A 21,847-nucleotide genomic window follows, 5' to 3' on the forward strand; every position below is an offset into this window, starting at 1 on the left:
TTCCCTCTTCCCTCTTCCCTCTTCCCTCTTCCCTCTTCCCTCTTCCCTCTTCCCTCTTCCCTCTTCCCTCTTCCCTAGTCCCTAGCCCCTAGCCCCTAGTCCCTAGCTATACCAATCACGGGGGAGCATATTTACCCATGTTCAAACACAAAAATAAATTCGCTATAGTTACCTTTAGCCATTTAATATTGTTGTCCGCCGCGTCACCTTTACTGGCAAATGACATCCCAAGCCTTTTTCATATATCGAAGAATGATAATGGCAATCAAGTGCATTATGGGATACGACTAAACCAAAACTGTTTGCCAATGGGAACTAAGCCAGTATATGTATATTGGCATAAGGAAAATGGAACAACTGGGGAACTTATGCAACTAGAAGAACCAGGTTACGGAATCTTCAGCCAGTCTGTTTCTGGGCAAAGGGTAGACATCATTCTAAATGCTTTTCAAACTAGAGGTATTCAAAAATTAATCACAGTCAGATCTGTAAAGTTGAATAATGGAAGTTGCCAAGCTTCAGCGTTTACTAGAATTAATGGCAAGTCAATGCAACTATCCAGGTTGCAGATTCTTCTAAGTAATATTATCAGAAACCCGTTTACTGGCGGTACGATAGGGGGGAGGTTAGTTAATCTTACACTCATCAGTTCGACTACAGATCAAGAGGTAATTTCATGTACTTCGGATTGTCGCTTTGGTCTTTAAGTACCGATTTTATTTTTTTAGTTATAGCTAGGGGCGAGCGTTGAGGGAAGAGGGAAAATGGTTACGGAGTAAGGGATGGAAGGACTAGAGGTAAGAGTTGGAGTTGTCCTAACCGACTTTCATCGGTTGCTATATATAGCAACCGCCTTGGCGGTTAAGACATTCTGAATTCCTGAAACGTTGGCGGATTCTAAACCCTTCTGACCCTAGTCCCTAGCAAGAAAGCCCCTAGTCCCTAGCTATATATAGTATTGACATCACTTGAGAATGGCTACGCTCAACCAGAATTTTCTGAGCTGATAAAATTGAATTAAATCTCCATAGCTGGTATACAAGCCTTGTCCCATGCCGTCTTTAGAGCTACTCATTTCCTACTCATCCTTTGTTACTGGTGTTTTTGTGAGTAGGTCGCTTGCACGTAGCAATCAGGGTTTCAGTCCACACTTAGGGTTCAAGTCCAGTATCGCCCATATCAAAAAATTAGATAAAGCAAGGATTACAGCGATCGATCGGAGATTATTGTACTCTGGGATTGAATTTTTTTTGTAGCGACCTGCAATTGAAAAAGGACTTAATTTTGAAGTTAAGTCGAGGAAGCGATCGCACTTGAAGTAGTATAAAAATGCGATCGCCCTCCCAACTCACTTATTGAGAGATCTCATCGGGGTTAATCCCCTGAGAACGTAAGTATTGGGCCAATCTATCAGCGCGTTGGCGTTCTTGTTCAGCGCGTTGGCGTTCTTGTTCAGCGCGTTGGCGTTCTTGCTCCAATCGCTCTACGCCCCACAAAAGCAGATTTCCTCCCTCATCCCACCAACGTAACCAATAGCCCGTGCGTTCTTCCTTCTCTCCCCGCCAGACTCCCAAAAATAACCCCATGTCTGCCATCCAGTGGCGTCCTTCAGGATCGGGCAATTCTAGTTCATACCGTCCTGCTTTTAGCCGATAAACCTCCAGCAATCCGCTGTCAGGGTCAAATATAACGTAGGCTGGGACTTGCAGAATGTGTTCGTAAAAAAACCACTTCCCAGGGGGGTAGGTACGTTTGACCGAATATTCTCCGCCGTCAGTTTCCGACAGGAATTCCATGACAACGCTGGGGATCTCTCCTTCTAGCTGAGGAGTATAACTTTTGCGATCGCCTGCCGGTTCTAACGGCAACACAGAGGGGACGTAAACCCAATCTGGTGCTTTAATCACCAAATCACCGTTAACCGTTGCACAGAGTCCAAAGTTAGAGGCAATCAGCATTTCTGGTTTAATGTACCCCATCAGTTCCAGAATTTCTCTCAACGCCCCAGCGATCAGTGGTTGACCAGTATTCTCCACAGGTTTTTCTTCTAATTGAAAGTCGTCAGGCAACTTCTCCCAGGTAACGGTCAGCGTTGCCATTTTTGGGACTGGATGATCCTGAGTTGCGACCATGACCTTACTATCTGAAAATTTAATCATTTAATTTTAACGCTGCTGGATGGCTGGTACTGGCAAGGAAACGAGCTTCGGCTGTTCAATGTGAGCTAATTCGCTGTTAGACTTTGAATTTGTTAATGTGCTAGAGCAAGCGCAGTAAGATTATCCCTATTGGAGAAACAAACATGGGTACAGCGACCTTCATTCAAGACGAAACTGAATTTGATACCCTCCTAGCAAACGAATCAGTGCTTGTGGTGGATTGCACAGCGAGTTGGTGCGGGCCTTGTAAACTGGTCGCGCCCCTGATGGATCGATTAGCTGACGAATATAGCGATCGGGCCAAGGTCTTCAAACTAGACCTTGATTCTAACAAGGCTCTAGCCAAACGATTTGAGATCAAAAGCATTCCGGCAGTCATGCTCTTTAAGCAAGGTGAACGGGTCGAAACAATTATCGGAGTCAAACCCTACGAAGATTTTAGCAGCGCAGTGGCGCGACAACTAGAGTAAAAAAGGGATTAGGCAAGCGGATTTGGTATAACATATCTGACTGTGGCTATATCATATCCGGTTGCATCGTTAGTATAAAAGCGATCTCGTCAAATTGTCTGTTGTCATCGGTGGTTAAATTTTTACCGCAGATAAAGAGGGATAAACGCAGATAAACGCAGATAATAGGGGGAATTTTTTAGGCATTCGATGCGAACGGACACGAGCTGATATCTTGTTTGATAAAATATTTTAAATTCTATCCAGATAGGCTTTCATTTACCGATATTAAACTGTTGTTTTCTAAACCAACAATTAATCGCTTTTCTGCCAGAATGTTGAAATCGAGATAATTCTCAAATATCCAACAATGATGTGCTGGCGACGATACAGGTGCTTTTCAAAGTCAAGATGAGAGCAAATGTAATATTTGCCTATAAAAGCTGTAACTATTGGCAGTAGAATAGAAGGATGGATCGCGATCGTTCAGGGAGTTATTACTGCATCATACGCTTCAGACTCATGTTTAAAAGCTTGCCCTTATGAAAAAGGCTCCCCGAAAATTCCGCCTCCGCACCACCCTGGTGGTTCCGTTTGTGCTGCAAATCGTTGCGGCTGTGGGACTGGTAGGGTGGTTTTCCTTTCGCAACGGACAGCGAGCGATCGACGATCTGGCCACGCAGTTGAATAGCGAAATTAGTGTCCGTATCAAGCAGCACGTTTCCGATTATCTCAATAAATCCTATAACGTCCTGCTACTTACCTACGCAAGTGTCGAGAGCGGCAATTTACAGCTTGATAACTTTCAAGGATTGGGGCGCTATTTCTGGCGGGTGGTACAGAAGGAAGAACTGGAGAGTTATATCTATTTTGGGAACGATCAAGGCGCGTTTGTTGGTGTTGAACGCATGGAAGACGGCACCTATCAGCTCAGAATTCGGAGGAGGGCCACTGAACCTATTCGCAACGTTTACTTGCTAGACGAGTTTGGTGCGAGACAAAAGCTATTGAAGTCTGCCGAGTACGATCCCCGCACCCGCCCCTGGTATGAAGCTGCAAAGCTTGCTGGCAAAGCCACTTGGAGTCCGATATCATCTTCTTTTTCCCGCGAGAATACCTCTCTGGTGGTTTCTTCCGTCCGACCTGTTTACGACTCAAAGGATATGCTGGTGGGGGTTTTGAGTGTAGATATCTCTTTGACGCAAATTACAGAGTTTCTCAAAAGTCTAGAGATCAGTCCTCACGGGCAGAGTTTTATCATTGAGCGATCGGGCGATTTAGTTGCTAGCTCAACTATTACCCAGCCATTCACTATTAAAGCTGAGGGGAAAGACCGCCAGATCGATCGCATCCCGGCAGTTGACAGTCAGAATGAGACAGTAAGTTCTACAGCTCGCTATTTAAAAGCGCATTTCGGCAACTTCGGTGCGATCGATCGCAGTCAACACCTCAAGTTTAAAATCCAAAACTCATGGTACTACGTTGAAGTCTTGCCAATTCAGGATGGACGAGGCATTGATTGGCTAGCCGTGGTGGTTATCCCCGAATCAGACTTCATGATACAAATTTATGCCAATAACCGACACACGCTCCTGTTATGCAGCCTAGCATTGTTATCGGCAATTATCGTTGGTATTCTCACCGCACGCTGGATTACGCGCCCCATTTTGCAAGTCTCTCAAGCCTCTGAAGAAATTGCGGCAAGAAAGTTAGCTCAGCATATTGAACCTAGCAACATCATCGAAATCGAAAAACTCACTAATTCATTCAATAGCATGGCAATGCAACTCAAAGACTCTTTTACCACCCTAGAGAAGCAAAACGAAGACTTAAAAGACCTCGACCAACTCAAAAACGAATTCCTTGCCAACACATCCCACGAACTCCGCACACCCCTCAACGGTATTATCGGTATCGCCGAATCTCTCATTGATGGCGCAACTGGTGAGTTATCTCAAGCGACGCAAACTAACCTCACCTTGATTGTTTCCAGCGGTCGTCGTCTAGCTAACTTGGTTAACGATATTCTCGACTTCTCCAAACTCAGACACAAGAATTTGGAACTGCAACTCAAACCTGTAGATTTGCGATCGGTTACCAATGTGGTTATTACCCTGCTCCATCCCTTAACTGCCCACAAAACTTTGCAACTGATCAACTCTATTCCGGCTGATTTGTCCCCGGCTGAAGCTGATGAAGATCGCCTGCAACAAATTTTGTATAACCTGGTCGGCAATGCCATTAAATTCACCCCTTCTGGCACAGTGGAAGTGTCAGCCGAAGTCTTACCAACTGAAGAATCTGACAATCCCAAATCCCAAATAGCTATCACCATCTCTGACACAGGTATCGGTATTCCCGAAGATAAGTTCGATCGCATATTTGAATCCTTTGAACAAGCTGAAGGCTCTACCGCCAGAGACTATGGCGGCACCGGACTGGGACTGGCCGTGACGAAAAAACTGGTTCAATTGCATGGGGGCGAAGTTATTGTTAAATCTAAAGTGGGAGAAGGTTCGCAATTTACATTTACTTTACCAATTTCGATCGCAAAAGTAGAAGTTTTGCCACAAGTTGTTGTTACTCAAAGAATCCGTAATCTAGATTTAGATAACTCTATAACAAGCAACAAATTAGACCAAAAAATAAATAAGGAAACCCAATTCAAAGTTTTGATAGTTGATGATGAACCGATTAATCGTCAGGTACTCATCAACAATCTTTCCCTGTACAATTACGCGATTACCGAAGCGAGTAACGGACAAGAAGCTTTGGCCGTTATGGAACAGGGTTTCATCCCTGATTTGATCTTACTCGACGTGATGATGCCGCGCATGACGGGTTATGAAGTGGCTGAAAAAATACGCGATCGCTTTCCCGCTTACGAACTTCCGATTGTCATGCTCACAGCCAAAAATCAAGTGTCAGATATCGTCGAGGGATTTGAATCAGGAGCTAATGATTATCTCTCTAAGCCGATTCAAAAACAAGAAATGCTAGCTCGCATCAAAACCCATATTTCTCTCGCCAAACTGACTTCAGCTTACGGGCGATTTGTGCCGCGTAACTTTCTAAAATTTTTAGAAAAAGAAAGCATTATTGATGTTAAATTAGGCGATCAAGTACAACAAGAAATGACAGTAATGTTTTCTGATATTCGCTCATTTACCACTTTATCTGAAGCGATGACACCTCAAGAAACTTTTAATTTTATTAACTCCTATCTCAGTCAAGTCAGTCCAGTTATTCGTCAGCATAATGGCTTTATTGATAAATATATTGGCGATGCGATTATGGCCTTGTTTCCTGAGTCGGCAAATGATGCGGTACAAGCTGCAATCGCTATGCAAAAAGAAGTTGCGAAGTACAACCAACTTCGGCAAAAGCAAGGTTATGTGCCAATTGCGATCGGCATTGGTTTGCACACAGGCAATTTAATGCTGGGAACGATTGGCGAATCAGAACGAATGGAAACAACAGTGATTGCTGATGCAGTTAATTTAGCCTCTCGTTTGGAAGGATTAACCAAGCTATATGGAGCGGGAATTTTAATTAGCCATAAAACTCTTTGTTGTCTCGACTATACTCAAGAACAACACTTCCGATTTTTGGATAGAGTGACAGTGAAAGGCAAAAAAATAGCGGTCGCAGTCTTTGAAGTTTATGATGGCGACGATCCAGAACAAAAGCGATTAAAAAGCAAAACTCAGGCTCGTTTTGAAGTAGCCGTCTTTCTCTACTATCAGCAACAATTTGAGGAGGCACAACAAATATTTCAGGATGTTTTACAAATCAATCCGCAAGATAAGGCAGCAATTTTGTATGTGAAACGCTGTCAGCAATATCAACAATATGGCGTACCAGAGGGATGGGATGGTGTAGCGGATTTGGATTTCAAATAGCGCCTTACTCTAGAAGGGCGTGGGAACTTCCACTGAAAGCGTTTCTATTCCTTATATCGATCTGAGAGAAAGAATAGAACATGACGATGCTAGCGCTACGCAACCTTCCCCAGTTACTCCACCGAGCAATGGCGGAAATTTAAGGGAGTTGTAAATGATTGCTTGTGACAAATATAAAGTAGCACCAATAATTAGCAATTCAGAATAAGCAGATCCGCTGATTCTCAGAAGTGCTGCTAAACCAACAGCGGCGGCGGCTAAACTAACTGTAGTATTCATAATTTTTGCTCCTTTTAGTTGTGTGTCGTTGTTTTTCGTTCTGTTCGCTTATCTGGAGAGGAGCAAAAAATTATGCAGTTGGTGTGAGAGGGAATTGGGAAAATTGGTAGATTAGACTTCTGAGAGAAATACCAGAAGCGGGCGTCTCGCCCGCTCCACAAGAGTTTTCCTTCAGCCTGGTCACGAGTTAAGCGAGGCTCTGCCTCGGCTTAACAAGCGTGCTATTGAGCTATTAGCTTACCAAATTGATGCAATTCGGGTTGTCGTCAGCCAGAAACCCGGTTTTTTTGGAAAACCGGGTTTCTTCAACTTTGCGATCGAGCTTGAAACCCGGTTTTTTGGGCCTCGCTTTTCCCTAACTTTCCCGTACCATCCAAACCAAAATTCCCAAAATTTGCTCCACTGGCGGTAGCGGGTAAATATTCAGGTCGATCGTCACTTCGGTTCCAGTAAGTTTGAGGAATTGCCATTGGAGACCGTTGCTAACAGAACCATAGAGGTTAGATAATGGTTTTTGCTTGGCTTCATTAAATTTTTGTGCTGCAACCATTTCTGCAACACATTGACCGATTCCTGTTTTCAAATCTGCCTGTTTTGCCTCTACGATCGCCACCGCCGGGGCTTCAATTGCCAACTGTTCGGTGGAACGACTGATGAGAAAGTCGCAGCGTCCATTAAGTCCAAGGGATTCATCCACATTGAAATCTTCCCCGGAAAACAAACTAATTTGACGATTGAGAATGCGCCTAACTTCGACAAGAACTGGGCTAATAATTAGCTCGGATCTAGCTTTTTCACTCCCTGTAGCCACAGCAAGCGGTAGAGTTTCTTCAAGAATTGCAGAAAGAGTGATACTGGGTTGGATGGGGGCAATTTCAGGTAAAAATCTGATTCCTTCCACTGTGGTTAAATTGAAGGCTTCTTTAACTTTGGTGATGGTAGTGAATTGACTGTAGGGCATAAGTAGGCAAGGTCGATCGGCTCCAACGCAACTTGGCTTATTGTAGCGGCTTTGACCGTAGATGTCATGCGCTGACTAGCTCTCCACTTATAATATTCACAACTGTTCTTGTTCTAGGTTTTGTTGTCTCTTCTCACTCCTAAGATCAATTTGTTCCATTACCTGCTGATACTGTCTTCGACGTTTGGAAATTTGCTGGTCGATTTGTGGAGCGCGAATAGTGCGAAACTGTGATGCTGTTGGCAAATTGATGATAGTTTGATTGTATACAAAGCCACTGGCTTCGCTGTTAGCCCGCCAGCGATTCAAATCGCTGGCTAATAGCTGAAGTCCACTCAAGTGGACTGAATTCTTCTCTTTCAGTCCATTAAAATGGACTTGAGCTATTAGCCTCAGACTTGAGTCTGAGGCGGGTGTGGGCGACACCACCGAATCTAAAAACCGATCCCAGGAATAGGAATTCGGCGCTGAATCTCATTTTGAAGCCGCTGTTTAGGAATATCAACAAAAGCATTAGCCGCAGCTTTAGCAAATCCAGCTTCTCCCGTACTTCCCACATCAAAAATACAACCTTCTAATAGATCCGCTTGTACTCCGGCTTGGCGACATACATTTTCTGCTTGTCGTAACTGTGCTGGTAAAAGCGATCCTAGCGTATGATTTGGGAAAACTGCGATTGGTAAAAGTTTCTGTTGTTTGACCGGGCGGGTAATCAAACAATGATTCGGCTTGACTGATTCGCCAACTGTTGCCGAACTCTTTATAAAGCTGGTCAAAAAACGCTGTTTCGACTTGACTTAGTGGTATTGGAGTAGGTAATTTTTCCAAATTTACCTTGTTTGAGTTCTGCCTCTAGTTGCGGGAGGCGATACTTTTGGATCAACCTGGTGAGAGATTTACCAGCTTTTTCTGATATCTCTTGCAATTTTATTTTCTCTTCTGGTTTTAAACTGCTAGAATTATTGGCAGTTGGCCATTCTTGCCGTTCTCGGTGATCGTCGCAAAGGGTATAAAGTTCTTCAAATTGATCGATTACCAGAAGCAATTTCCTATTACCGGAATTCTTTCTCAATATTCGTTCTATTACTTCCGGTAATGCTAAATCTTTCGCGACTAAAGCGGCGGCGAGTTTGTTACCTTCTACCAATTGGTCTGTCTCGCTCAATTGCGGTTCGAGTTGCGGTATAATGGCATTTTGGCTTTTCCAGACGCAAACGCAACCCCAAATTGCGATAACTCGATCGCCATTCGTCGTACTGTTCTGGTATTTTAATGGCAGGCGGTAACTTACCGGAGATTTCGGTAGAAGGACGCGCACCTTCTACCCCGATTTGGAGAATCGCGGGAAAACCTTGCTCGAAGCTACCTTCCCCCACTCTGAGAACTGCTAACTTGGTCATGGGAGTGCGATCGACAAACCCGTTAACAAGAGTATACTGCTCTTGGTAACGGGTGATGTATAAAATATAGCAATCTCACTTAACTTGTAATTTTTTTTAACTAACAAATTGCGATCGGGTAGGGTGTCGCAGGATTCCAACACCACTAATTCCAAATTAGGCGGTAAATGCACCCGATTTTTCATCGGATACACTCGCAGCAACACAGCTACTTTCCCTTGTCTTTTCTCCAAAATCGCCACCATCAGCGCTACCGAATGTCCCGCCAACTGCAAACCCAAATCTGTCATCCTTAGACTCAAACATGATTTTCTCCGTATATATCTGTCAAAGGTTTGACTTGTTTCTACGGATTTATTGGAATCGGATTTGAGGCAATATGCGGGTGCGGTAATTTTGGGGAGCAAATTTGTCTGCAAATTGCTTGAAAAGCTTGCCAATAGGCACTTTTAGCCGATGTGCGCCCTCCTAACCCGCATAATTCCCCTCTTGCAACACCAATAAGATTAGTGGGACACTTCAGAAAACAGTATTTAGCTCGGATATCAAGCCAAAATGTCTAACTTTTTCATCAAAGACAGCATCCCCAGGTTGCCAGAACGATCGAATAATATCGATCGATTTTCCATGTATCTCATGCTCGATGACTGCAATGAACGGATGGTAATTCAGTGGAAATGTCGTCTGCATTTGAAACGTAATTTGGAGTTATATGAAGCGGAAGATCCACAGTTTGCTAAGTTATGCCGCCAGCAAGATAAAGGTAGAGGTATCGCAGAGTATTGGGTGAAGGTAGTGCAGTCTGCAATAGGGGAAGTAAAGAGTAGAAAATTAGCTTTAGAACACTTGGCTGCCTATTTTGAATCAACCTGCTATCAAGCGGCTAAAAAAGTGCGATCGCAATCTAGCGATCGCACTTGGGACGAATACCTCTATATTGCTAGAAAAATGGTTTACAATTTGGATAATTTTGCTAAAGCTTTAGAAAAATACGATAAATCCCAAGGAGCGAATCTAGATACTTATATCCAAGATATTTTAGAAAAAACTATTAAATCTGAAGTAACTGTGGGAAAATTCTCTCGTTGGCGTCTCTTGTATAAAAAACCTGACAAAGATCTCAAGTCAGCTCTAGAAATAACAAAACATGGACAATTGCAGGTTTCTCAATATCTATTTGCTCGAAAATATTTCAAACAAGTTTATTTAATTAATAAAGTTCAAAATCCTGACCGACAAGCTGGACAAAAATGGCCTTTACCCGATCTAGCAGATTTCAACGAAGCTGCTAAATACTACAATGCTGAAAAATCCTTCCCTTCCGCACCCCATGAAGTATCTGCTAGTTCGGGAATGGTAACTGGAGAAAAAATTAAACAATGGATGGAAAATTGTATAGAAGCATTGCAAAAGTATTCTGTTAATTCAATTAATGCTGTTTCTATTGAATTCGTCAAGGAATCTGATATTGAAATAAAAGCTGAAGAATCTAACGAAATAGATTCGTATAGTTTCTGGGATGCGGTTGAGTGCGAAGATTTGATTAATCGAACGGATGTTGCTTTTCGGTCAGAAATCGAAAATATTAAAGCTAAAGTCGATCTGCGAATTCAGCAAAGAAAGCTGCAAATTCACCATAAGAAAATACCCAATCTTTATTATGGTGTAGGACTAACCCAAACGCAAATAGCCAATATATTGGGCATCAATCAAGGTAATATTGGTCGTCATCTTGACAGTTACTATGAAGTTCCTCTTCTAGAAAAGTTAGCTGCTATTTCTCAAGCAAACGAATGGGTAAAACCATCAGTATCCCGCTGGTTAGTGAAAGATTACGCATCTCCTTTGCACTCGGATTTGATTCAAGCGGCTTTAGTTGAAGCTATCAACAAGCTTACACCAGAATATCGAGAAGTATTACAATTGCGTTATGGGCATAATTTAACTGAAAACCAAATTTCTGCGCGGTACTGCATAATGGAGAGAGAAGTTAACCAAAGAATAAATGAAGCTCAGATTTGTTTGGAGTCCGCGCTATTAAAGGTAATCGAGGAATGGTTGGATAAATATGTAAAATCCTGGCTTTACAGGTTTTACAAGCTCAGCATTTACTCTGCTTTGAATTCCGCTCTCGCTAATCTTTCCACCGATTGCAAAGAGGTTGTGAATTATCGATATTACCTGCGACGAACTGAAGAACAAACGGCGGTGCAACTGAATTTAAACGGGAATCAGGTTAATGAAAGAATCTACTTAGCTAAAATCCAATTACGAGATAGTCTTTTAAAGTGGATTGTCGAAAATCTGGATGTCTCGCTAGAGAAAGAATCCGAATTAGCTAAAGTTAATATTCTCGTGCAAGAATGGTTGCAAAATTTGTACAAATCCAACTAAAAAAGGAGAAGTGATGTTTAGTTTAAATCAAGAAAAAACAGCTAATTTTGAGTTACTCTGTTTGCAGATTTCCCTAGCATATCAACAAGAAGCATGGCAGGAATCTGAGAAACAATCGAATGCGATCGCGCGTCACAATGCCTATCTCAATTACGTTTGCTTAAAGACTTTCCTCACTTGGTTATCAGAAGAATCTGAAGTTCAACCATCCGTATGGCCTAGTCAAAATAGCTTACCCGCTATTTGGGAAGTTGTCAACGGGACGGCAATTCAATTAGGCGAAACGCGACTGGTGTTAATTCCCTGCGATGATGCTGATAGATCGGAGTTTTCCGTACCGCAAGAGTGGGTCGATATTCCTAATTGGGTGGCAGATTATTATATTGCTGTCGAGGTAATTCTGGATGGAGATGAGGATGATTGTTTCCTCAGAGTTGGGGGTTTTACTACTCATCGCCAGTTGAAAAATAAAGGCAGATATAATGAGAGCGATCGCACTTATTCTTTGCCAACAGAATCATTGACCAAAAACCTCACCGTCATGCAAGCAACAATTGGACTTTTTTCGCCAGAAAAAGTTCCACCATTGCCAACTTTGTCTATCGCCAAGATAATGAATTTATTGAAGATTTTGAGTGATTCATCTCTCTATTCGCCGCGTCTGCGAGTCGATATTCCTTTTGAAGAGTGGGCTGCATTGTTAGCAGATGAAAAGTCGAGACAGCAACTATACAATCGGCGCATGGGTTTATTAATCCCAGACTTTATGCCAAATCAACAGCCGATCATCTTGAAGGGATGGTTACAGGATATAGTAGAAAAAGGTCGAAATGCAGTTGACGATATTTGGCAGACATTTGAAACCTTATTTGCTCAACCAGAAGCCGTTCGGAGTCGGGTCAAGTCCCAAACTAGCTCTCCAGATGCGATCGGTCCCGTCATCAGTCTCTTACAACCTCATCAGTCCGATCGCATTCGCCGTCAAGCTGCTGGGGTGATCGGAGAAATTGGTACTGGCAATCGAGATGCGATCGAAGCTTTAATTCAATTATTAAAAACAACTCAGGATGAAGAAACTCGTTGGCAAGCAAGTCTAAGCTTGGGAAAAATTGACCCCGGTAACCCCTTGGCGGGTGTAAAAAAAGCGAGACTAATTGACATGGGAATGCAGTTAGGAGGTCACAGATTAGGTTTAATAGTTGCGATTAGACCTAAACTAGAAGAAAGAATTGGAGTATCTTTGCAAGTGCAACCGCTAGACAATTCAACTAAACTACCTCCAAATCTTAAACTGAGCGTGCTTTCAGAGTCAGGAGAAACTATTTCCGGCTTAGAAACGGAAGCTAGAAGTGATGATGAAGGTAGGGGTAAAGATGAATTCCTTGAATTACGCTTTAGTCCACCGCCGCGAAAACTGTTTCGGGTTCGTCTTTCTGTTGATAATTTGAATATAACTGAGGATTTTATAGCTTAAATAAAGTGGGAAAAGCAGGAACTCAATTATGGGGAAAGTAGCCGTTATCAAAATTAGGTCTGACGACTCGAAACAGGGATTTTTAGTTTCGTTACAAATCTGCCAAGACGATGGACTTCCCCTGTCCGAAATTGAAGGTGCCAGACTGCCAACTCACCCAGATATTGAGAGTTGCTATTTGATGTGGCAGACATTCTTTCGGGGACTGAAAGTGCGGGGTAATGATGATTGGGAAATTGAGCCAACTTTTACTCAACGTTCTACAATTGAAGGCGTAGATGCTTGTCGGGAATGGGTGAAATCATTAGAAACCAATATGCAAGATTGGCTGCAAAAGTCATCCGATCGCAAGTGGCAACAAATCCGAGAAAAATTAGTAGGAGAGTTAGCTAAGAATTCTCAAGACGTTCGGGTGATGATTAAAGCTCATCCTAGCTTGTGGAAACTTCCTTGGCATAGCTGGGATTTGTTGAAGTCTTACCCCGATCTGGGAATTAGTTTTAGTCCTGAAGACTACAATCGAGAAGAAATTAGTAGAAGCAAAGGTAGTGATAATCAAGTTAATATTTTAGCAATTTTGGGAGACGATAGTAATATCGATTTGCAACCCGATCGGCAGGTAATTGCTAATCTAAAAGGTGCGGAAACAGAAGTTTTAAATAAACCAACAGCATCAGACTTTATTAAAAAGGTGCGCCAAGAGTCAGGGTGGGATATTTTGTTTTTTGCAGGTCATAGCGAAACTAAAGATAATGTGGGTAGAATTTATATTAGTAAAGATGAAAGTTTGGAAATAGAACAATTTAAGAATGCGTTAAAATCTGCAATTAATCGCGGATTGAAGATTGCTATATTTAATTCTTGTGAGGGATTAGGATTAGCGGAACAGATTGCTAAATTACAAATTCCAGTAGCAGTTTTCATGCAGGAAAAAGTACCCGATCGAGTAGCGCAATCTTTCTTAAAAGAGTTTTTAACCGAATATGCGAACGGACAACCTTTGCATACGGCATTTCGACGCGCTCAAAGTAGGTTGGAAGAATTTACAACTTTACCAGGTGCAACTTGGTTGCCAAAGCTGTATCAAAATTTAGGGGAAACGCCGCCGACGTGGGAAGAGTTGCGAGATAAAAAGAAACCAGATCCTCTACCAATTCCCCCACCTTCTCGTCCGTCAAAACCCAAGCTGCAAACGGTTTTTATTGCGAGTTTTATAGTAACTAGCTTGGTGATGGGAGTGCGATCGATCGGATGGTTGCAATCCTGGGAGTTGCAGGCGTATGATGCGATAATGAGAATGCGATCGATCCAAGATCCAGATGAGCGACTTTTAGTTGTCAGAATAACTCAAGAGGATATGGAACAACTGGGTGAAAAAACATTGAGCGATCGCACAGTAGCTCAGTTATTGGCTAAACTACAACAGTATAAACCGCAATTAATCGGTTTGGATATTTATCGAGATAAACCAGTGGGAAAAGGACTGGCTGATTTGAAAACACAACTCCAACAGGGACAAAAAATAATTACTGTCTGTAAAAGTCCAAGTGATGTAGAAACTAACAAAGTAGGCTATCAACCACCGCCTGGAGTACCAGAAGAACGTATAGGTTTTAGCGATTTTGTGGAAGATAAAGACGGCATTATACGTCGCCATTTATTCCATCTGAATCCAGAACCTTCATCTCCTTGTAAATCATTAGAAGCTTTGAGTACCAAACTAGCACTCAATTACTTGAAGTCCAAGGGTATTGTACCTGACGCCGGAGACTTTTTAAAGTTTCGTAATGTCGTTTTTCAGCCATTGGAAAAGAATACTGGCGGCTATCAGCAATCGGATAAATATACAGATCTGTACGGACACCAAGTGATGCTCAATTATCGCCCATATCACCGTTTTGAAGATATTGCCCAGTCAGTTACTATTATGGATGTTTTGAATGGTGATGTGAAACCGGGTTTTGTAAAAGATCGGATTGTCCTTATTGGTTATGATGACGATGCTTTTTCCACACCTTACCCTGCTAGTCAACTACCAAATCAAAAAACCCCAGGAGTCTTTATTCACGCGCAAATGGTGAGTCAAATTATCGATGCAGCTTTGGAGAAACGCTCTTTAATTGGTTTTTTCCCTCCGTGGGGAGACACCCTTTTTGTTTGGAGTTGGTCGATAGTGGGAGGTACGATCGTTTGGAGTTTCCGAAAACTAATAATTATAGGAATAACTAAAGCGATCGCACTTGGTTTATTATATGCAGTTTGCTGGGGAATATTGTTAATTCAAAGCCGCTGGATGCCATTTATACCCTCTGCCTTTGCTTTAGTGTTGACAGGTGGAATTGCGATTGTTTTTACAGAATTAAAAGCCAATAAATTGCGAGGCGAAAAATGATTTACACAAAGTTATTTTTCCGCAGGATAGTACTTAGCTTTATTATTAGTTTATTGATTTTCGGCTTCGGAAATTTCGCCGGATTGGTACAAGCACAAATTAGCGAAAATGGCAATTCAACTAACAAAGAACGCCTTATATTTGTTGAGCCACAATTGACCAATCGAGGTGCGCCCGGTCGTCGGACAGGTGGCGGAAAACGCGGGGATAGCGCAGCAAACCAGTGTCCGTCTCTGGATGAAAATGAGGCGGTAATAACTGCCTTAGTGCCTGCTGTTAAGCAAACAAATACATCGATCGTAAATCCCTTGGATTTAGTCAGAGGGGTAACAATTAAAGATCGTCCGACTTTTTGGTTTTATGTTTCCTATCCTTCTCGTCTAAATGCTGAGTTTGTGGTGCAAGAAAAGGAGGGTAGAGAAACCAAAAATATCTACAAAAAACTTTTGCAACTACCTGGTAAAAAAAGTTTTGTTAGCATAAGTATACCATCCGATCCGCAAATAAAGCCTTTAGAAATAGGTAAAGACTATCGCTGGAATTTTTCTATTATTTGCAATCCAAATGAGCGATCGGAAGATATTTTTGTTAACGGTGGCGTGCAAAGAGTGTCAAGTCCTACTGTTAGCGATCGCTTGGATACAACTAACCCGCGATCGCTGATTGTCTTTTATGCTAAAAATGGTATCTGGTACGAAGCTATAACTCTTTTGGGAAATTCGTATTTTAAAAATCCCTCAGATCGGCAAACTGCTACTGATTGGGCTGATTTATTGGGGTCTGTTGGCTTGGATAATATTGCCCAAGAAGGCGTTGTCGATCGCTATTCTCCTGAAAACTAAACAACTACAACCAATTACCCACTAAAATGTATGCCGCCCAATGTGCTGGTGCTTCAGATCCGTAGTCAGGATTGGTCAAAAGTTCCATTTGTGCAAGACGCAAAGCTTCTGCTTTGTTAGGCACTTTCGGATCTTTTAAATAGTTATAGAATCGTTCCATTAAGTATGCGCTAGACCGATCGTTTAAAAACCATAGAGATGCGATCGTGCTACGCGCCCCAGAACGCACTGCTACTCCCGCTAATCCTAAAGCAGACCTTTCATCTTCCGTCGCTGTTTGACAAGCACTCAAAACCAGTAATTCGATCGGTTCAGTTCTGTTTCGACTTTGTGCGATGAATATATCGCTCAACTCTCTGACGTTGATAGCCGTATCATACGCACGAATAAAAGTTTCTTCTGGTTGGGAACTGAATTTGCCGTGAGTTGCTAAGTGAACTACCGAAAAAGGGCGCGAGTTGAGCAAGTTTTTAAAGTCATCTCTTTTAAACTTTTCATCCCGCATTTCCCTGGTAGAAACTAAATTTTTGATCGCATTCAATTCAAATCCAACATATTCCAATTTATCCAATCCAGGCAATTTTTTAGTAATTCCGGCACTTAAAACTTCTAGACGTTCCTGGCTGGTAATATTTTGAGAACTTTTCAATTCTAACCCCAAATTCAATGCTACAGCATATTTTTCAATCAAATATTGGTTGCTCTCTCTGTCATAAAGAACTGCCATCGGTATCTGCCGCAATCTACCATCTTGCACGAAAACCAACGTTTTTGGTTTATTTGAATCCAAGGCTATTCTTAACTCTTTTTCAGCAGGTTTAATTAACCAATTGTATAAATCTTTGGCTAAAGGTAGATATTCTTGCATTGCAGGATAAGGCTTTTGGATTTCTCGTCTTAGTTCGTCTATCGTTGCTTCGACTTTGGTTTCGTTTACATTTTGTTCATAATATAGCAATTCTTTTCCTGGCAATTTGACAATAACTGCTAATCGCTTCGGTAAAATAATTGGATAAATAATTGCTGCATTATTGTCTTGTGCAACTTTGTCCAATTCTACTGATGTTGGATTTTGTAATGTACACCCCAGGAAACTTTCCAATTCAGCTACTTGTAGATTCGCCACCAACTGACGAGCTTTATTGAGATTTTCTTGAATAGGTTGAGTTCCTGATGATGGCAACAATAACTCAACTAATTGCCGATAGAGTGGTTCGACACTTTTGCGAAACGAAAATTCAATATCTGTATTGATAGCTGATAAATCCTGACGAACAAGTTTTAGATACTCGATCGCTGCATTATAATCCGCGATCGCAAACTTTACATCCTTTTGCGTCTTGATATTTAGTCTTCCCAATTGCCATTTTAAGCGATAAGTAATATCATTCAATCCCTGAGTTCGACCAATAACAAGTCCTTTTTCTGTAAGTTCTATAGCATAAGGTAACTGCTGGGTAATTTCGTAAAGTTCGCCTAAATTTCCCAGCGCATAAGATTGCGATCGCACATCTTTTAATCTTTCGCCTTGTTGCGCCGCCATCGCCAATAACTGTCCGATATATTCCCACTCCGGTGACTTATTTGCTAATGTCTTTGTCTCTGCCTCATTTACGCAAAGATTGACGATCGGAGGTAGCGGAAACAAAAGCCGCGATCGCTCTTCTTTCCCCATTTTTTGCAATTTCAGGCAAGTTAAACTCTCAGCCAAATATATACGAGCGTAAACCGTCTCCAAATTAGCAGGTAATTTTTCAACTTGCTCCTTAATTTCTAGCCACAAATCATCTAGATTAGACACCGGATAATTTTCGATCGCAAGGCTGAACTTATTCAGCTTTGCTCGCAGATCGATCGAATCCGAACTAGATGTAGCAATTGCCAAATCGTAATGTTCTAAAGCTTCTTTATAGTAATTGCCAATCTTTTCGGTTTCCTGAAAATTTTGCGCTCTTTTTCCCAAAGCGCGTTTAGTATTGCCCAAACTAAAATGAGACGCACCGATTTCTTGATTAAGCGATAAAGAATTAGAGATTTCCAAACTTTGCTCCAGCACCTTCTCCGAAGTTTTGAGAGCGCCTACCATTCGCAGTATATCGCCCAAATTCCTCAATCCGATCGCCCTGTGTGGAGTAGCTGGTAAAATAGGGAAAATTTCTTTCACCCGCTCGGACATTCCATCGCGAATTAAATTTTTACATTCGATATCGGAACGTTCCAAAGCTTGCAACAACGAAGTGCAAGCGCGGCGATAAAAACCGTCTGCTTGCAAATCTCTGGCTTCTTCGATCGAATTGCGGCTAATCTTTTCTCGATGGTTTAATTGATTAATATAAGGTACTTTTGCAAAAATAGGCTCCGCGACGATACACAACAATGCTGTCACCAAAACCAGCAAAATCCTTTGAATAGTTTTCTGTAGAAATATTCCCAACTTCATCGCACACCTGCACCACAAACTGCTGAATGAAAAACCCTGTTACCCATAATAAAAGGTACTTTATCTGTGAGAATAATCTCGCCATTCTCGCCAACAATCCACCCTTGAGCTTCTACAATCTGTTGAGGTGCAGAATTATCTGAAGTTGTGCGATCGCTCGCCACACCGAGATTAAGCGCTTCTCTAGGATTCGGCGGTAAACCACCCCGTCCGACATTAGTAAATTCCAAGTTTTCTCCAACTAAAGAACAAAGGTTAGCTGTAGCTTGCGGGGGAGCAAAATTTTGTGCCAGTTCGACGAGTCCTCGAGCGGGGTCAACATCTGGTGTTTGAATATTAACAACGCCGCTGAGGGAAGGATCGCGACGCGAAATGGCAGTGATATCGTTAGTAGATAATTCGTTAGGATCGAAATCTCTAATATTGCGATCGCCCAAAATATTTGCTAGTTCTTCTCTTGTTGAAGCGACTAACCCAAATATTCCTTGAGTTTGAATATCGATAACGCCGCCGCTATCAAAACCATCAGCAGAAATATCGCTATTTTCTAACCCGACAATTGTATCTGTTCTAATCGTAATATTACCGCCATCTCCCTGCAAATCTCCCTCTCCAGCACTGGTAGATATGCGGCTATTTCGCAATTGGATATCTTCAGAAATTAAGCGGATATTTCCACCTTGACCTAATTCTGTTGCAGCTGCGATCGCGCTATCATTAAAAAGAACAATTCGATCGGCTTGCACATTCAAATTACCCGCCGAACCTCCACCTGATTTGGCATTTAGTGCTACCGTTGCACCATCGCTTACCGTTAATTCTCCTGCATTAATCGTCACGCTTCCCGCATTTCCCGTTCCTTGCGTTATCGCAGTAATCCGACTGGGTAATCGCCTATCCTCTCTAACCGCAGGTGAAGAGTTGGCATCTTCAGCAGCGATTGTAGTAGATGAAAGTCCGATTAATTCAACAGCATCTCCTGTATTTATCGTAATAGAACCCCCTTTTCCGTCCAGTTGAGTATCTGCTGATATCGCTCCTCCTTCTCGAATAGTTAACCGTCCTGTCGAAACTATTAAATCACCAGCATCTCCCGAACTTTGAGACTGAGTAAACAAGCCACTAGGATCGCTATTTCTAGTACCAATTATTTCTATAAATTCTCTGGCATTTATAGTTAAAGTTCCTCCTTTTCCTTCACCAACTGTCAAAGCTGTGATTTGTCCGCCGTTTTTCAGGGTAATGCGATCGACATTAGCAATTACATTTCCACCAGGCTCTTTGCTACCAGTAGAAGCTGATATTCGTCCCCCATCTCGCACAGCCAAATTTCCTGTTTCTACAGTTAAAATTGATTCGGCTCCTGTGGCTTCTCCCTCCACTTGAGAAACTATAGAACTGGGAGAAAATTTAGGCGGAAAATTTGGAAAAATGTAATCTATTCCTCCACTCACTTCTACCGATTCAGAAGCTCTAACAGTTAAATTACCTGCTTTTCCACCAGAGAAAGCACCAGCAGAAACCTCTGCGCCATCGCGAATAATTAACTGCTTAGTAGTAATATTTAAATCGCCAGCATCTCCCAAACTATCTGATTGACTAAACAAACCACTAGCAAACTGTCCATCGCTTGTTCTACCACTTAACGTGACTGAATCGGAAGCGGTTACTGTCAAAGTTCCACCCTTTCCGGTGGGAAAAAACCAAGTTCCATCCTGTTTAGGGTAAGAAAACGTACCAGTTGATACTTGAGAGCCATTTTCGATTGTTAACTCTCTAGTTGTAATTGTTAAATTTCCAGCCGCACCAGCATCTATTGTTTGGGTAAATAATCCACCAACCAGAACAAAGTCAGGAGAATCGATTAAAGCCCCACTTACTTTGATGGTATCGGCAGTTATGGTTAAAGTACCCCCCGTTTCAATTCCTGCATTACCCGTTGTAATTCCCGAATTATTGAGGATTAAGCTACGGCTTCGTATCTGGATATCGCCACTTTTCCCCTCGTTAACAGGACGAAATTCAGGAGGAGATTCGGACGTTGGAGGAAATAAAATATAGCCGCTTGCATCCACTACGGCTTGTTCGGACATATAAATGTCCTGAAAGTTTTGGACACCTTCGTATCCCACTATCCAACCATTATCGATCGCACTTAGGCTGACCGTACTTAAACCAGCCACACTTCCCAGTTCAATTCTTCCTCCCAAAGCAGTCAAATTTCCCCCCTCAAGAAGAATATCACCGCCAATAAGTGCCAAACTTTTACCATCTGGGACTTGCAAACCAGTAATAAAAGCACTGATGCTGTTAGGCAATCCATTTACATTCGCTTGAGATTTGTTAACAATTTGGCCTGGGTTTCCATTAAATTGCAAACCAATGGGTACATTAATGTTTAGTAAAGGTGGTGCTTGGGGATTGATAGCGCTGAACTGACTGCCATCTTTAAAAATGATGCTATTTGCTGTACTCGCTAAAAACGATCCACCAATATTGAGTGACGCATTCCGACCGAAAATAATTCCGTTAGGATTGATTAGAAATAAATTGGCAGTACCGTTAGCCTTTATTAATCCATCAATGTCGGATAGAGAACCACCCGTAACTCGATTGAAAATATTTTGAATTGTTGTGGCATTGTCGAAGTGGGCTGTCGTATTAGTTGGTAAAGAAAATTCTTGAAAACTGTGGAATAAATTGCTGCCTATTTGGGTTCCTTTGTCGATAACAAAGGTGTTTCCTTGAATGTTGACCGTGGAATTAACAGGCAAAGTGGCATCGGGAACGATTTGCGCCGCTGCTAAAGAAGGGAACCCGAAAAGGTAAAGTAGTATACAGATATTTTTACCTTTTTTGCTTTGCTTGCTCTCAGTCATGATACAACAGAAAATAAATGGACTGCACTTTCAACCAGTTTTGTAGGGACACGGCATAAATAACCATTAGACTTCTCCAGAAATTAAAGGTGCGTCGCCTAGAACCCTTGTAGAGACGTTTCATGAAACGTCTCTACAATGTTTTTTGGAGAGGTCTATTAGACTTCTCCATAAATTAAAGGTGCGTTACCTGGAACCATTGTAGAGACGTTGCATGCAACGTCTCTACATTCTTTTTTGGAGAAGTCTAATGGAATGATACCACGTTCTACATAC

At 42.0% G+C, this 21,847-nt stretch carries 17 protein-coding genes; 7 read left to right on the top strand and 10 right to left on the bottom strand.

Annotation, left to right across the window (positions count from 1 at the left end; genetic code table 11):
* Positions 1-137 precede the first annotated feature (137 nt).
* Positions 138-707, top strand: coding sequence for a DUF4833 domain-containing protein (locus LAY57_RS19325; protein ID WP_249068450.1), 570 nt, complete (start codon positions 138-140; stop codon positions 705-707).
* 645 nt (positions 708-1,352) lie between these two features.
* On the opposite strand, the gene LAY57_RS19330 is transcribed toward LAY57_RS19325, so the two are convergent.
* Complete coding sequence (locus LAY57_RS19330) at positions 1,353-2,132, bottom strand: Uma2 family endonuclease (RefSeq protein WP_249068451.1); 780 nt, start codon at positions 2,130-2,132, stop codon at positions 1,353-1,355.
* 170 nt (positions 2,133-2,302) lie between these two features.
* Here LAY57_RS19330 and trxA point away from each other — a divergent pair, with 170 nt between their 5' ends.
* Positions 2,303-2,629, top strand: coding sequence for a thioredoxin (trxA, locus tag LAY57_RS19335; protein ID WP_249068452.1), 327 nt, complete (start codon positions 2,303-2,305; stop codon positions 2,627-2,629).
* A gap of 521 nt (positions 2,630-3,150) precedes the next feature.
* A complete protein-coding gene (locus LAY57_RS19340; RefSeq protein ID WP_249068453.1) occupies positions 3,151-6,510 on the top strand; it encodes an ATP-binding protein in 3,360 nt (1,119 codons plus the stop codon).
* A 51-nt stretch (positions 6,511-6,561) separates the two neighbouring features.
* Here LAY57_RS19340 and LAY57_RS19345 read toward each other — a convergent pair whose 3' ends face one another.
* The 7 genes from LAY57_RS19345 to LAY57_RS19375 form a co-directional block, all read right to left on the bottom strand.
* A complete protein-coding gene (locus LAY57_RS19345; protein ID WP_249068454.1) occupies positions 6,562-6,789 on the bottom strand; it encodes a hypothetical protein in 228 nt (75 codons plus the stop codon).
* Between the two features lie 355 nt (positions 6,790-7,144).
* The gene (locus LAY57_RS19350) at positions 7,145-7,750 is read right to left on the bottom strand and encodes a hypothetical protein (RefSeq protein ID WP_249068455.1); all 606 of its coding nucleotides are present in this window, start codon (positions 7,748-7,750) and stop codon (positions 7,145-7,147) included.
* A gap of 96 nt (positions 7,751-7,846) precedes the next feature.
* Entirely contained in the window at positions 7,847-8,176 is a 330-nt protein-coding gene (locus LAY57_RS19355) for a hypothetical protein (protein WP_249068456.1), read from the bottom strand.
* Positions 8,177-8,184: 8 nt separating this feature from the next.
* Positions 8,185-8,526 carry a hypothetical protein gene (locus LAY57_RS19360; RefSeq protein ID WP_249068457.1) on the bottom strand — a complete coding sequence of 114 codons (342 nt, stop codon included), beginning with the start codon at positions 8,524-8,526 and terminating at the stop codon, positions 8,185-8,187.
* Positions 8,523-8,915, bottom strand: a complete 393-nt coding sequence (locus tag LAY57_RS19365) for an nSTAND1 domain-containing NTPase (protein WP_249068458.1) — start codon at positions 8,913-8,915, stop codon at positions 8,523-8,525. The genes LAY57_RS19360 and LAY57_RS19365 overlap by 4 nt, the downstream gene beginning before the upstream one ends.
* Positions 8,884-9,150 carry a hypothetical protein gene (locus LAY57_RS19370; protein ID WP_249068459.1) on the bottom strand — a complete coding sequence of 89 codons (267 nt, stop codon included), beginning with the start codon at positions 9,148-9,150 and terminating at the stop codon, positions 8,884-8,886. The genes LAY57_RS19365 and LAY57_RS19370 overlap by 32 nt, the downstream gene beginning before the upstream one ends.
* Positions 9,147-9,590, bottom strand: a complete 444-nt coding sequence (locus tag LAY57_RS19375; RefSeq protein ID WP_338022448.1) for a DUF1822 family protein — start codon at positions 9,588-9,590, stop codon at positions 9,147-9,149. Before LAY57_RS19375 ends, LAY57_RS19370 begins: the two co-directional genes overlap by 4 nt.
* A 115-nt stretch (positions 9,591-9,705) precedes the next feature.
* Here LAY57_RS19375 and LAY57_RS19380 point away from each other — a divergent pair, with 115 nt between their 5' ends.
* The 4 genes from LAY57_RS19380 to LAY57_RS19395 are packed head-to-tail and all read left to right on the top strand — an operon-like array spanning position 9,706 to position 16,252.
* A complete protein-coding gene (locus LAY57_RS19380; protein ID WP_249068461.1) occupies positions 9,706-11,544 on the top strand; it encodes a sigma factor-like helix-turn-helix DNA-binding protein in 1,839 nt (612 codons plus the stop codon).
* Between the two features lie 13 nt (positions 11,545-11,557).
* The gene (locus tag LAY57_RS19385) at positions 11,558-13,018 is read left to right on the top strand and encodes a DUF1822 family protein (protein WP_249068462.1); all 1,461 of its coding nucleotides are present in this window, start codon (positions 11,558-11,560) and stop codon (positions 13,016-13,018) included.
* Positions 13,019-13,046: 28 nt separating this feature from the next.
* A complete protein-coding gene (locus LAY57_RS19390) occupies positions 13,047-15,410 on the top strand; it encodes a CHASE2 domain-containing protein (RefSeq protein ID WP_249068463.1) in 2,364 nt (787 codons plus the stop codon).
* Positions 15,407-16,252, top strand: a complete 846-nt coding sequence (locus LAY57_RS19395; RefSeq protein ID WP_249068464.1) for a DUF928 domain-containing protein — start codon at positions 15,407-15,409, stop codon at positions 16,250-16,252. The genes LAY57_RS19390 and LAY57_RS19395 overlap by 4 nt, the downstream gene beginning before the upstream one ends.
* 4 nt (positions 16,253-16,256) lie before the next feature.
* On the opposite strand, the gene LAY57_RS19400 is transcribed toward LAY57_RS19395, so the two are convergent.
* Both LAY57_RS19400 and LAY57_RS19405 read right to left on the bottom strand, forming a co-directional pair.
* Complete coding sequence (locus LAY57_RS19400) at positions 16,257-18,692, bottom strand: CHAT domain-containing protein (protein ID WP_249068465.1); 2,436 nt, start codon at positions 18,690-18,692, stop codon at positions 16,257-16,259.
* Positions 18,689-21,571, bottom strand: coding sequence for a two-partner secretion domain-containing protein (locus tag LAY57_RS19405; protein ID WP_249068466.1), 2,883 nt, complete (start codon positions 21,569-21,571; stop codon positions 18,689-18,691). Before LAY57_RS19405 ends, LAY57_RS19400 begins: the two co-directional genes overlap by 4 nt.
* Positions 21,572-21,847: the final 276 nt, after the last annotated feature.

Source organism: Argonema antarcticum A004/B2, assembly GCF_023333585.1.
Taxonomy (GTDB): Bacteria; Cyanobacteriota; Cyanobacteriia; order Cyanobacteriales; family Aerosakkonemataceae; genus Argonema; species Argonema antarcticum.

Excerpts from the sequence above, each read along its gene's own strand:
- LAY57_RS19325 (WP_249068450.1), top strand. The coding sequence starts at position 138 with ATGTTCAAACACAAAAATAAATTCGCTATAGTTACCTTTAGCCATTTA.
- LAY57_RS19330 (WP_249068451.1), bottom strand. The coding sequence starts at position 2,132 with ATGGTCGCAACTCAGGATCATCCAGTCCCAAAAATGGCAACGCTGACC.
- trxA (WP_249068452.1), top strand. The coding sequence starts at position 2,303 with ATGGGTACAGCGACCTTCATTCAAGACGAAACTGAATTTGATACCCTC.
- LAY57_RS19340 (WP_249068453.1), top strand. The coding sequence starts at position 3,151 with ATGAAAAAGGCTCCCCGAAAATTCCGCCTCCGCACCACCCTGGTGGTT.
- LAY57_RS19345 (WP_249068454.1), bottom strand. The coding sequence starts at position 6,789 with ATGAATACTACAGTTAGTTTAGCCGCCGCCGCTGTTGGTTTAGCAGCA.
- LAY57_RS19350 (WP_249068455.1), bottom strand. The coding sequence starts at position 7,750 with ATGCCCTACAGTCAATTCACTACCATCACCAAAGTTAAAGAAGCCTTC.
- LAY57_RS19370 (WP_249068459.1), bottom strand. The coding sequence starts at position 9,150 with ATGACCAAGTTAGCAGTTCTCAGAGTGGGGGAAGGTAGCTTCGAGCAA.
- LAY57_RS19380 (WP_249068461.1), top strand. The coding sequence starts at position 9,706 with ATGTCTAACTTTTTCATCAAAGACAGCATCCCCAGGTTGCCAGAACGA.
- LAY57_RS19385 (WP_249068462.1), top strand. The coding sequence starts at position 11,558 with ATGTTTAGTTTAAATCAAGAAAAAACAGCTAATTTTGAGTTACTCTGT.
- LAY57_RS19390 (WP_249068463.1), top strand. The coding sequence starts at position 13,047 with ATGGGGAAAGTAGCCGTTATCAAAATTAGGTCTGACGACTCGAAACAG.
- LAY57_RS19395 (WP_249068464.1), top strand. The coding sequence starts at position 15,407 with ATGATTTACACAAAGTTATTTTTCCGCAGGATAGTACTTAGCTTTATT.
- LAY57_RS19400 (WP_249068465.1), bottom strand. The coding sequence starts at position 18,692 with ATGAAGTTGGGAATATTTCTACAGAAAACTATTCAAAGGATTTTGCTG.
- LAY57_RS19405 (WP_249068466.1), bottom strand. The coding sequence starts at position 21,571 with ATGACTGAGAGCAAGCAAAGCAAAAAAGGTAAAAATATCTGTATACTA.